Origin of the sequence: Aureisphaera galaxeae, from assembly GCF_028561275.1 — a bacterium.
Classification (GTDB): Bacteria; Bacteroidota; Bacteroidia; order Flavobacteriales; family Flavobacteriaceae; genus Aureisphaera; species Aureisphaera galaxeae.
Genome location: NZ_JAQQTF010000006.1, coordinates 623,960 through 635,687, shown reverse-complemented (window position 1 = coordinate 635,687; position 11,728 = coordinate 623,960). Strand labels below are relative to the sequence as shown.

General features: G+C 42.7%; 10 protein-coding genes and 1 rRNA gene. 2 read left to right on the top strand and 9 right to left on the bottom strand.

Annotation, left to right across the window (positions count from 1 at the left end):
- The first annotated feature begins 171 nt into the window (after nucleotides 1-171).
- Both rrf and POV27_RS13215 read left to right on the top strand, forming a co-directional pair.
- Nucleotides 172-278, top strand: a 5S ribosomal RNA gene (gene rrf / locus POV27_RS13220).
- Between the two features lie 182 nt (nucleotides 279-460).
- Complete coding sequence (locus POV27_RS13215; RefSeq protein ID WP_272863250.1) at nucleotides 461-1,594, top strand: DUF819 family protein; 1,134 nt, start codon at nucleotides 461-463, stop codon at nucleotides 1,592-1,594.
- Here POV27_RS13215 and POV27_RS13210 read toward each other — a convergent pair.
- The 9 genes from POV27_RS13210 to POV27_RS13170 all read right to left on the bottom strand — a co-directional run bounded on the left by POV27_RS13210 (nucleotide 1,591) and on the right by POV27_RS13170 (nucleotide 11,708).
- A complete protein-coding gene (locus POV27_RS13210; protein WP_272863249.1) occupies nucleotides 1,591-1,839 on the bottom strand; it encodes a DUF6095 family protein in 249 nt (82 codons plus the stop codon). The two genes, POV27_RS13215 and POV27_RS13210, sit on opposite strands and share 4 nt — an antisense overlap.
- Nucleotides 1,820-2,635: an N-acetylmuramic acid 6-phosphate etherase gene (gene murQ / locus POV27_RS13205; protein WP_272863248.1), complete on the bottom strand. Its 816-nt coding sequence runs from the start codon at nucleotides 2,633-2,635 to the stop codon at nucleotides 1,820-1,822. The genes POV27_RS13210 and murQ overlap by 20 nt, the downstream gene beginning before the upstream one ends.
- 101 nt (nucleotides 2,636-2,736) lie before the next feature.
- Nucleotides 2,737-3,597 (bottom strand): DUF4249 family protein, encoded by an 861-nt coding sequence (locus POV27_RS13200; RefSeq protein WP_272863247.1) that lies wholly within the window; start codon nucleotides 3,595-3,597, stop codon nucleotides 2,737-2,739.
- The gene (locus tag POV27_RS13195; protein ID WP_272863246.1) at nucleotides 3,597-4,448 is read right to left on the bottom strand and encodes a DUF4249 family protein; all 852 of its coding nucleotides are present in this window, start codon (nucleotides 4,446-4,448) and stop codon (nucleotides 3,597-3,599) included. The genes POV27_RS13200 and POV27_RS13195 overlap by 1 nt, the downstream gene beginning before the upstream one ends.
- 3 nt (nucleotides 4,449-4,451) lie before the next feature.
- Complete coding sequence (locus POV27_RS13190) at nucleotides 4,452-6,818, bottom strand: TonB-dependent receptor (RefSeq protein WP_272863245.1); 2,367 nt, start codon at nucleotides 6,816-6,818, stop codon at nucleotides 4,452-4,454.
- A gap of 83 nt (nucleotides 6,819-6,901) precedes the next feature.
- The gene (locus tag POV27_RS13185) at nucleotides 6,902-9,130 is read right to left on the bottom strand and encodes an NADP-dependent isocitrate dehydrogenase (RefSeq protein ID WP_272863244.1); all 2,229 of its coding nucleotides are present in this window, start codon (nucleotides 9,128-9,130) and stop codon (nucleotides 6,902-6,904) included.
- Nucleotides 9,131-9,719: 589 nt separating this feature from the next.
- Nucleotides 9,720-10,070, bottom strand: a complete 351-nt coding sequence (gene rplS / locus POV27_RS13180; protein ID WP_272863243.1) for a 50S ribosomal protein L19 — start codon at nucleotides 10,068-10,070, stop codon at nucleotides 9,720-9,722.
- A 279-nt stretch (nucleotides 10,071-10,349) separates the two neighbouring features.
- The gene (locus POV27_RS13175; protein ID WP_272863242.1) at nucleotides 10,350-11,246 is read right to left on the bottom strand and encodes an RluA family pseudouridine synthase; all 897 of its coding nucleotides are present in this window, start codon (nucleotides 11,244-11,246) and stop codon (nucleotides 10,350-10,352) included.
- A 21-nt stretch (nucleotides 11,247-11,267) separates the two neighbouring features.
- Nucleotides 11,268-11,708 carry a hypothetical protein gene (locus POV27_RS13170; RefSeq protein WP_272863241.1) on the bottom strand — a complete coding sequence of 147 codons (441 nt, stop codon included), beginning with the start codon at nucleotides 11,706-11,708 and terminating at the stop codon, nucleotides 11,268-11,270.
- Between the last annotated feature and the right edge of the window lie 20 nt (nucleotides 11,709-11,728).

Here is an 11,728-nt window from a genome sequence, read left to right as displayed (position 1 = left end):
CGGTACTAATAACCCGTAAGCTTATGTACGCGCACGCCCCCTCCGGGGGGCGGCACACTCTTTTTAACAGTAAACGATGCAAACGCATCCCTTTTCCCTCTATGTCACGATATTTTCCTGGACCGATCCAGGATGACAGGATCCGGCAAACAGGCCGGACGGTCATAAAACTAAGGTGGTTACAGCGACGGGGCTCACCTCTTACCTTTCCGAACAGAGAAGTTAAGCCCGTTTGCGCCGATGATACTGCAACGCGGGAAAGTAGGTCGCCGCCTTCTTACAGAACCCTCCACATTATTGTGGAGGGTTTTTTTATGCACTAAATTCTAATGTTACCCCCCCTAAATACCTGCACCACGCATTTCCCTTTTCAAACAACCCGAAAAAAAGGTTTAGATTTGTATGAGATGCTATCTTATTCGTTTAAAGACAAAAGAGCCCAACTCATATACCATACCGAATGAGGTTTATTGAAAATCCTATTTATGTATTGTTTGTGCTATGCACCATGGTTATACTGGCATTCTATGCCGCCAAAACCAAATTCGGGAAGAAGTTCGGGACGGCCCTACTCGTAATTGTCTTTACCGCTATCATTGCCAACTTTAAATTAATTCCCTCAGCCTCCAATGCCATTCCCTTGTATGACGGGATATTTAAGTATTTAGCTCCCATATCCATCTTCTACTTATTACTGGACGTGAACCTAAGAACCATACGAAAGGCAGGAACGCCTATGATCGTATTGTTCATTATAGGATCCATAGCCACCACATTAGGAGTACTTGCTACATGGTACCTCACTTCACCCCAAAACGTAATTGGGGAGGATGGTAGAATCATTGCAGGTATGCTTACGGGAACATATACAGGGGGCAGCGTAAACTTTAACGCTATTGCACTAGAATACAATTTTCAAGAACGTGGGGTTTTGTATGCAGGTACTATTGCAGTAGATAATGTTGTGACAACCCTATGGATTATAATTACCTTGGTGATTCCCGTTTTCTTAAGATCCTTCTGGAAAGACAAAAAAGTAGAAATAATATCCGACGACTCCTCCCAGGATGCGGATAAGAAGATGGACCTCCATTCCTTCGTCTGGCTAGCTTTCTTAGGCGTAGGTGCCTACTTCGTTTCGGAGTTGATAGCCGAAGTATTGCCTCAAATCCCCTCTATTCTAACGCTTACGACTATAGGGATTCTATTGGCACAGACTCGATTTGTGGCCAAACTAAAAGCATCGCAAGCCTTGGGACTGTATTTGGTGTACTTGTTTTTGGCCGTGATAGGAGCGTATTGCGAAATAAGTTCCGTTATTGAGCTTAAAAGCATAGGAGCTACACTGCTTGTTTTTGCTTCACTTACGGTATTCATACACGGAATTATCCTTATTCTATTAGGAAGTCTTTTTTACAAGGATTGGGAAATGATCTCCATAGCTAGCCAAGCAAATATAGGAGGCGGGACTACAGCCATTGCTTTAGCAGAAACCTTTCAAAGAAAGGAATTGATACTTCCAGCGATTTTGGTAGGGACATTGGGCAATGCACTGGGAACCTATCTAGGATTTTTGGTGATAGGTATCCTCTAACCAAATACAGATTTCAGAATAATCTTAATCCCACCAAACATTAGGAATACCGTGGCAACGACGCCAATAATCCCCAAGGGCAATACGATGTATAAAGGAAGGACTTCCTTATTCAAAAAGGCAAAGGTGAGGGCATAGGTAGTAAGCACCAAAACGGGAATGGAAAGCGCCAAACGTTTTAATCCCTTTACCAGTAATTTCTTATCCGTGAATCTCTGATTTGTTTCATCCATTTTTATAGGCATCTATAGCTTTTCGAACACTGCCATATTGTTTCAGTAAAAACTCGGCTTCATCTTCTTTAATTTCCAACGCATCCATGACCATGCGTGTTCCACGATCGACAAGCTTGTTATTACTAAGCTGCATGTCCACCATTTTATTTCCTTTCACCCTTCCCAATTGAATCATGGCCGTGGTACTGATCATATTCAATACCAATTTCTGGGCGGTTCCTGCCTTCATTCGGGAGCTGCCCGTTACAAATTCCGGTCCTACGACGACGACGACCGGATACTGTGCGGTATTGGCCAGTGGACTGTTTTCATTACAGGTAATACATCCCGTGGCAATTCCCGCTTCATTACAAGCTTCTAAAGCGCCAATTACGTAGGGAGTAGTTCCCGAAGCGGCAATACCAATAACGATATCATTTTCGGAAATGTCATATCCCATAAGGTCTTGCCAGCCTTGATCTTTAGAATCTTCAGCAAATTCTACAGCTTTTCGAATGGCAGAATCCCCTCCGGCAATCAATCCAATAACCAAATCATGGGGTACTCCGAAAGTGGGAGGGCATTCACTGGCGTCCACAATTCCTAAACGGCCACTGGTTCCAGCACCCATATAAAAAAGGCGTCCTCCATTTTTTAAAGCTTCGGATACTTTCTCTGCTAAAATTTCAATTTGAGGGAGTGCACGTTCAACCGCCAAGGGCACCGTTTTGTCCTCACGGTTCATATTTTCCAATAAATCCCGAACACTCATGTTTTCGAGATTGTCGTAATGGGAATCCTGTTCTGTGGTCTTTGTGAACGACAAGGGTCTATTTTTTAGGTTTTTCAAAAGTACGCATTAATACTGCATCCCTTGGCATCTTGATTTCAAAAAAACAAAGATTTATAGTGTATTGAAAGGTCAATTTACTCAACCACAAAAGTCGTTTTATATTCTTCGGCAATGGCGAAATAACCCAAGGCAAAATTGTTCGGATCGCCTACATTGTTGAAGGTTCCGTCGTTATCGATATCGGTCGCATTAATGAAATTGCCCCGTACCGTAACCACAGGGGTCTCAAAAGGACCAAAATCACCTTCGCTCTGCTCAATAAGGGTAGTCATATAATTGAAAAACTCTTGGTCTATTCCCAATATGCTGATTTCTGCTTGCTCACCCACTTCCAATTCCTCATCGTAGAAATAGGAAAACTGAAAGGTTTGTCCCTGATAAAATTCATCTTCAGTGGCCAGAAAATTTCCGAAATCGAAATCGAATAGATAGAAATCATTACGTTGTTCTTCGTCCGTAAACGTGACGATGACTTCCGTATCATCTTCATCGAATATGGATCCGTCACCCTGCTCAACACCGTCTATAGGTACAGAGGGGACAAACTCTGCAAAAGCAACATAAATATCACCTTGATAATTTACTTGCAACAACCACCGATCTTGAGAAATCTCTGCGGTAGTGAAAAACTTGGAGTATACTCCGGGAGCAACTTCATTAAGAACGCCCGAGTCGGGACCCGAAGATCCTGGATTGTCCACATTCAACATCGTGATTTGGTCTACGGAGACTGGGGTAGGACTTTCAAAGAAAGAGCTTGTCAGGGTAATGAATACCCTAGCTTCTGTAAATTGTTCCGTGTTATCTACTCGAATTAAGGCATCGATGATAAGCCGTGGTTCTTCGGTAGGGGGATCCACTTCGATAACGTCCTCGCAGGAGGTAAACCCGAGGCTCATAGCTAATAGGAGTAGGAAGACAAAAGGTCTTTTCATTATTCTTGAATGGTAAATGTTTGTTTGTGTTCTTGTACTATGGCAAAGTAGCCCAAAGCAAAATTGTCGGGGGAGTTGACATTATTGAAAATTTCAATATTGTCTATATCCGTCGCATTAACGAAGTTTCCACGTACGGTAGCTGCAGGTGTTTCAAACAACCCAAAGCCACGATCACTTTGTTCTATCAGTTTATCCATGTAATTATATAGCTCTTGATCCACTCCCATGATGCTTATTTCAACTTCATCGCCCGGATTCAATTCTTCTTCATAGAAGTAGGAGAACTCAAAATTCTGTCCTTGGTAAAACTCGTCTTCCGTTACCAGGTAATTTCCAAAGTCGAAATCGAACAAATAGAAATCGGCCCGGTCACCATTGTCGGTAAACGATACGATTACCTCGGTGTCATCTTCGTCGAAAACACTGCCGTCTCCTTGCGTAATACTTTCAATAGGAGAGGTAGGTTGGAAGGTGGCAAAGGCCACAAAAATGATCCTATCGAAATTGATCTGTAATACCCAAGTATCTTGCATAAGGGTTTCTGTGGAAATAGTGGTCGCATACAAACCAGGTTCTACCTCACCAAAGAAAATGGCTGGCATAGGATTGTCCATATTGAGTAAGGTCATCTGAGACAATTCGGTAGGAGGCAAGGCCTCGAAAAAGGAATTGGTCTCAGCCACCCTCACGAACATTTGTGTGTTCGCCTCACTGGTATCTACCCGAACCAAAGCATCGATAATTAATCGGGGTTCTTCGGTGGTAATATCTACATCCACAACATCTTCACAGGAGCTGAAAACCAACAATCCCGTAAAAATGAAGATGGAGAGGAGTAACTTTTTCATCTCCTAAAATTTAAAATTATAGGTTACCGCAGGTACGATTCCGAAGATGGAGGTACGTACGGCTTCATTAATTCCGGTATCCGCATTTTCCCTAAAGTTGATGGAAGCGGCATTTCTTCTGTTGTACACATTGTATACGCTAAATACCCATTCACTTTGCCAATTACGGCCTTTGTTTTTTCTGGGTTTTAGTACGGCTGAAATATCAATACGATGATAGCTCGGTAAGCGTTCAACATTTCGTAAACCAAAATAAGGCACAACTACGCCTTGAAATTCAAATTGCCCAATGGGGTAATTGGTCGGGCGTCCTGTTTGAAAGACAAAATTGGTGTTGAAACTCCATTTGTCGTCCAGTTCGTAATTGGCGTACATGGAAATATCATGGGGTTTGTCGTACGGTGTATTGTACCATTCCCCAAAGTTGATCCCTGTTTCATTCTCATTTCTCGGGAGCGTTCGTTGTTCGGATTTGGAAAGGGTGTAGGCCAACCAACCCTGCAGTCTTCCTGTGTTTTTCCGAAGGAGGAACTCGAATCCATAGGCTCTAGCTTCTCCGTTAAGGATGACCTGCTCAATAGCGTTGTTGGCGATAAGGTCGGCTCCGTCTATATAATCGATTCGGTTTTGAATGTCTTTATAGTACACTTCAGTTTCTATGGTGAAATCCCCATCGCTCAGATTTTTAAAAACCCCAAAGGCATACTGATCCAACAGTTGTGGTTTTACAAAGGGTCCACTAGGCGTCCAAACATCCAAAGGAGTAGGGGAGCTGGTATTGGAAAGCAAATGCAGGTATTGGGACAATCGCGTATAACTTCCTTTGATCGAGAAATCGTCATTAAAAGCGTAGGATGCCGATATCCTAGGCTCGAAATTCGTAAAGGACTCTAACTGATCGCTTCTACTGGATGCTACTACATCTATAGGTTCGGCTTCTTGATAAATTAGTAGGAAAGGATCGAATTCTACTGGATTGTTATCACGGTATACATTCAGTTCATCTTGTCCCAATCGAATAAAATGACTCAAACGCAAGCCATATTGTACACTAAGTTTATCGGTGATGTCATGCTCTACGTCTACATAGATAGCTGACTCATTCGCATACTTCTTAATAAGTTGCTCTTCCACTATCCCCGAATCGGGGTTATTCGGTTCAATCTTTCCGGGATTGAAACTGTAGTAAATGTTATTGGCTCCGTAATTGATCTGAAGCTTATCGGTTAAGTAGTGCTTAAGGTCGTATTTCAGGTTGAAATTCTGAATGCCCGAATTCCATTCGAAGCCTACGAAATCGAGTTCCAATCCGTAGAAATAATCGGAATAGATTAAGGAGAGGTTGGAGAATAATTTATCGGAAAAGATATGGTTCCATCTAAAGTTACCTACCGCATTTCCATAGATATTGGTGAAGCTGTCGTTAATATCGAATAAGTCCCTACCAAAGTAACCTGAAAGGAAAATACTGTTCCTATCGTTGATGCGGTAATTGATCTTGGTGTTGAGATCGTAGAAATAGGCGCTGTTGTCTATATCGAACAAGGGGAGAAATAAATGGGCATACGAAGCACGACCTCCTACCAAGAAAGCCGATTTGTCCTTTACAATGGGGCCTTCGGCCAAGAGTCGGCTGGCTACGGCTCCAATTCCACCATTGATCTTAAGTTCTTTCATATTCCCTTCTTTCTGAAAGATTTCGAGTACTGAAGAAACCCTACCCCCATATCGGGAAGGAATTCCTCCTTTGTACAGTTTTACGTCTTTAATGGCGTCTGGATTAAACACGGAAAAGAAACCGAAAAGGTGGGAGGAATTGAAGATGGTTGCTTCATCCAATAAGATAAGATTCTGGTCTGCTGCCCCTCCACGCACATTGAATCCCGAGGAACCTTCCCCAGCATTGGTGACTCCCGGTAGAAGCAAGATGGATTTTATCACGTCGGCCTCTCCCAGTACCACAGGAATGCTTTTTATGGTTCCTGCGGTAAGCGTATTGACACTCATTTGTGGTGCTTTGATATTGGCCCGTTCCACATCGGCACTAATTACGACCTCGTCCAATTGTTCGGTGTCGTTGTTCAAGGAAATATTCTGGGTAATATTTTCCGTAAGCGATATGTTGAGTCGTTCTGCAACAAAGCCTAGGCTGCTGAATACCACCTCATAATTCCCTTGTGGCAAGGTGATAGAATAGAAGCCGTATTCGTTGGTGATGGCTCCGGTTTGCAATGCAGGAATAATAACACTAACACCGATGAGGGTTTCTCCGGTAGCAGCTTCAGTTACAGTTCCATTAATTGTGTATTTCTGTTGGGCGGTAACGGCGAATGTTACCAACACGAAAGCGAGGGTAAAAATTCTTTTCAAATGGCAAAAGTTTTTATAAAGATAAGTTACAAAAAAAAGCCCACCAATACGGTGGGCTTTGATTTAACATATATTTTGGAATATTATTGGATACTTTCCAAGATCGAGTTGAACGTTTCGCTGGGTCGCATCTGACTGGAAGCCAGGGTTTCAACAGGATCGTAATATCCTCCAATATCGACAGCGTCTCCCTGAGCGGCATTCAATTCGTCCATGATTTTGGTCTCGTTTTCTAAGAGTTGAGAAGCTACAGGAGCAAAACGCTCTTTAAGGGCAGCATCTTTATCTTGATTGGCCAAAGCCTCCGCCCAATACAAAGCCAAATAGAAATGACTTCCGCGGTTGTCAATTTCATTTACCTTACGGGAAGGTCCTTTTTTGTTTTCCAACAATTTCTCTGTGGCATCATCCAAGGCTTCCCCTAGAACGATGGCTTTATCGTTATTGAAAGTTTCTCCCAAATGATCCAAGGAAACGGCCAAGGCTAAGAATTCACCTAAGGAATCCCAACGTAAATGCCCTTCTTCGTTAAATTGTTGTACGTGCTTTGGAGCCGATCCTCCTGCGCCCGTTTCGAACAATCCACCACCATTCATTAATGGAACGATGGAAAGCATCTTCGCGCTGGTTCCCAGTTCTAGAATTGGGAAAAGGTCGGTTAGGTAATCCCTTAGTACATTTCCGGTAACGGAAATCGTGTTTTCCCCATTCTTAACACGTGCTAGGGTATAGTGCGTGGCTTTTTCAGGGGATAGTATTTTAATCTCCAATCCAGCGGTATCGTGATTGGGTAAATAGGCATTTACTTTTTGAATAAGTTGCGCATCGTGGGCACGGTCTTCGTTCAGCCAGAATACTGCGGGCCATCCAGTAGCTTTGGCGCGACTAATGGCCAACTTCACCCAATCCTGAATAGGAAGGTCCTTTACTTGACACATACGCCAGATGTCTCCGGTTTCAACATTGTGCTCCATCAAAACCGTTCCATCCTGGTCGATTACGGATACGGTTCCATTTTCTGGAATTTCGAAGGTCTTATCGTGGGATCCGTATTCTTCTGCTTTTTGAGCCATCAATCCTACGTTAGGCACGGTACCCATGGTAGAAGGATCGAAAGCGCCATTCTCTCTACAGAAATCGATGGTAGCTTGGTATAAAGCAGCATAACTGCTATCGGGAATAACGGCTTTGGTGTCTTGCTGATTTCCCTCAGCATTCCACATTTGTCCCGAAGTACGTATCATAGCAGGCATAGAAGCATCGATGATTACATCACTTGGTACGTGCAGATTGGTAATCCCTTTGTCGCTATTTACCATGGCCAGGTCGGGACCGTTTTCGAAAGCACTTGTTATATCGGCTTCTACTTCTGCTTTTTTATCGGCAGGAAGCTCGTCCAATTTGGAGATCAGATCCCCAAATCCATTATTTACATCCACTCCGATTTCTTCGAAAGTAGCTGCATGTTTATCGAACAAGTCGGCGAAGAATACACGAACGGCATGCCCAAAAATAATGGGGTCGCTCACCTTCATCATGGTCGCCTTCATGTGTAGGGAGAACAAAATCCCTTGGTCTTTGGCACTTTTCACTTGCTCTTTAAGGAAAGCCAATAGTGCATTTTTACTCATGTAAGTAGCATCTACAATTTCTCCTTCCAATACAGGAACGCTTTCCTTTAATACAGTTTTATTTCCTCCAGCGGACGTCAATACAATTTGCAAACTACCTGCCTTGGCAATGGTAACCGACTTTTCGTTGCTTCGGAAATCCCCGGAAGACATGGTCGCCACGTGTGATATAGAATCGGAACTCCAAGCACCCATTCTGTGTGGGTTTTTCTTGGCATAGTTTTTTACCGCTTTAGGAGCACGACGATCACTGTTTCCTTCGCGAAGGACAGGGTTTACAGCACTCCCTTTTATTTTATCATATTTCGCCTTGATTGCTTTTTCCTCGTCATTTTCTGGCTCTTCCGGATAATCGGGAAGGGCATATCCTTTTGCCTGAAGTTCTTCGATGGCAGCGTTAAGCTGAGGAATGGAAGCACTAATGTTGGGAAGCTTAATGATATTGGCCTCTGGCTTTTTGGCCAGTTCCCCCAATTCGGCAAGGGCGTCATCAATGCGTTGATCTTCGGTAAGGAATTCCGGGAAATTGGCAATGATTCTACCGGCTAGGGAAATGTCGCGGGTTTCGATTGCGATCCCAGAGGGCGCGGTATATGCTTTTACGATAGGAAGTAGGGAACGGGTTGCCAAAGCTGGTGCTTCATCGGTCTTAGTGTAAATGATCTTGGCGATATCTGTCATTTGTTTCTGAATGTTTAATGAAGTTATAATTGAGGTGCGCTTCGCGCACAGGCTTGCAAAGATAATGAATTGAAAGGCGGTTTAAAAAGCGAAGATTACTTTTCTACAGGAGGTTAGGAAAGGGCCAAAAACAAGAAAAGCCATATGTCTGTATTGCTACAATCATATGGCTCCTTGTGAAGGAAATCGTTACCGGCCAGTCCCTCACATTGCTGCTTGGTCCTGTGTGCAAGTTGATTAATCCCTTGCGACCGTGATTTTCTCCAAAGATGAACAGTAGTTTCGAATCTATTGATAATAACCAATCTATGTTCCGTCTGTACTGCTCCTGTTTTTTTCATCTAGTGGCCTGGGTACAGGTACCCTGATCATTTCAGGCAATTCAAAAAACAGTTTTAAAGAACGTTACTTTAATATCTCTGCGGGGGTTAGCCCGTTTCGATGGTACTAAAGTAGTTGAAGAATTTTAATTTCCAAATAATCTAAGCTCCTAAAGATTAACAATTTACTAACGCGAGTTATTAACAATTGTCAATAAAAAAGGCGACCCCAGTGGGAGTCGCCTTTTCCGTATGCTCTTGGTGGACTTTTAAGCTCTCTTTTCTTTGATTCTTGCTTTCTTTCCAGTAAGTCCTCTGAAGTAGTAAATACGTTTTCTACGAACGCTACCCTTCTTATTGATTTCAATTTTTTGCAATGCTGGCATGTTGATTGGGAAGATACGCTCTACTCCAACGGTTCCAGACATTTTTCTAATGGTAAAGGTTTGGGAAGTTCCTGTTCCTTTTACCTGAATAACAACTCCTCTAAAGTACTGGGTTCTTTTCTTGTCACCTTCACGGATTTCATAGTAAACCGTGATTGTGTCCCCTGCACCAAACTGAGGGAATTCTTTTTTGGTTACAAATTCGTCTTGAACAAATTTAACTAACGCTTCCATTTTTAATGTTTTGATAGTGTTACGTTTACAACAACATTCACGTCTATCGCCAGAGGTTGGGGTAAATCGACTGCAAAAATAGGTCTTTTTTGCAAGTTGGCAAGGGGTTAGGGGGCTTTTTCTTTCTATTTTGACTTCTCGATACTTTCTGCCTTTGGCAGAACACTCGAAGTCCGTTAGCTGCACAAATTCAAAACTGTAACGATCTCCTTCCAAAATAGCTGCTCTCTGGACTCCGAGTGTTTCAAACAAAGTTTGGAATGTATCGAGGAGTCGTAGCTATTCTCCCAATAACGTATGCGCCTCAGGAAATATTTTCAAATACTTCTTTGGCAAGCGGGCCGAACAAAATATCGCTTTCTCTGTGATGGGATGTTGAAAGGAGAGCGAATAGGCATGTAGGTACAGGCCTTTTCCCTTCAGAAGTAGCGCTTCTTCTGTGTACAGCGAATCCCCTAAGATGGGATTGCCCATCCCAGAAAGGTGTTTGCGCAACTGATGCCGCCTTCCCGTATGTGGTTGCAACAACACCAAATTCAATGCCTTAAATCGTTCTGAATTGACCATATCCAATTTCTGGAATTCCGATTTGGAAGCTTTTCCGTCAATTTCGGTTTCAATAAAACCTGCTTTCTGCATGATCCCTTGGGTTACGGCCACATACTGCTTTTCAATCTGCCGATTTTCAAAAAGAGCATTGAGCTGTATTACGATACTTGCCGTTTTTCCAATCAACAACGCACCTGTTGTAGGATAGTCCAATCGGTGAATGGGTTCAGGACGCTGCAGTGCATCGAGTTGACTGCTTTTTTTCAAATTGAAGGAGAGGGCATTTTCTAATGTGAAGCGTTTGTTACCACTTACCAAGACGCCAGCAGGTTTGAATACCACGGCCAAGTAGTCATCTTCAAACAATACATCTAAGGGAATATTCAATTTTGGTTTCTTGGACACCACAGCTTCGTACAGACATATTTCTTCTCCGCCTTTGATCCAATCGCCCGTATGCCCCTTAATTCCATTTACAAAGATGCGGCCTGCCTTAATAGCTTTTTTGGTGCCCTTTCGGCTGATAATCCTCTTGAAAATTCCAACAGCATAATCCTGCAAGCGCTGTTTTTCGGATAGTTCGGGAACTCGGTGTGTCTCTAGTATAGTGGGTGTAGTTTTCGTCATGACTGTCGAAACCTCCCTTCTTTATGCCTTTTTTAAAAAAGTAAGTGTTTTCTTCTTGCAAGTGAATTGGACTTGTTTGAAGTCTCCCTGTACAATACGTTTTAATTCATTCCTTGTGACTTCAAAACTAACGTCCGTCATATAACGGCGGGAAACATTGGAATATTCACTTTTTATTTCTAGGGTGTCGCTTTTTAGGTCCAAATCACTCTTGCCGCCGGTAAAGGATAAGTGACTTCCTTTTTGGGTCTTAAAACCCAAACTGCTTAAAAAGGTAGCTTCCAGAAAATAATAGCCATTTAATTCTTGAGCGCCTACAAATAATTGGCCCTCGGAAGATTCTGCGATTAGGTCTCCTGGGATATTTTCAATTAAGTTTTCGGTATAGGTATCTACATGTAATCTTTCCATAGCTCTAATATTACCCAGAGCTGCCATTACTTTATCTATTTTTTTAAGCATTAAAGTTGGTTTAATAGTAA

Coding starts and splice junctions, on each gene's coding strand:
- rplS (WP_272863243.1), bottom strand. CDS start 10,070: ATGGAAGCGTTAGTTAAATTTGTTCAAGACGAATTTGTAACCAAAAAA.
- POV27_RS13185 (WP_272863244.1), bottom strand. CDS start 9,130: ATGACAGATATCGCCAAGATCATTTACACTAAGACCGATGAAGCACCA.
- POV27_RS13200 (WP_272863247.1), bottom strand. CDS start 3,597: ATGAAAAGACCTTTTGTCTTCCTACTCCTATTAGCTATGAGCCTCGGG.
- POV27_RS13170 (WP_272863241.1), bottom strand. CDS start 11,708: ATGCTTAAAAAAATAGATAAAGTAATGGCAGCTCTGGGTAATATTAGA.
- POV27_RS13195 (WP_272863246.1), bottom strand. CDS start 4,448: ATGAAAAAGTTACTCCTCTCCATCTTCATTTTTACGGGATTGTTGGTT.
- POV27_RS13175 (WP_272863242.1), bottom strand. CDS start 11,246: ATGACGAAAACTACACCCACTATACTAGAGACACACCGAGTTCCCGAA.
- POV27_RS13215 (WP_272863250.1), top strand. CDS start 461: ATGAGGTTTATTGAAAATCCTATTTATGTATTGTTTGTGCTATGCACC.
- POV27_RS13210 (WP_272863249.1), bottom strand. CDS start 1,839: ATGCCTATAAAAATGGATGAAACAAATCAGAGATTCACGGATAAGAAA.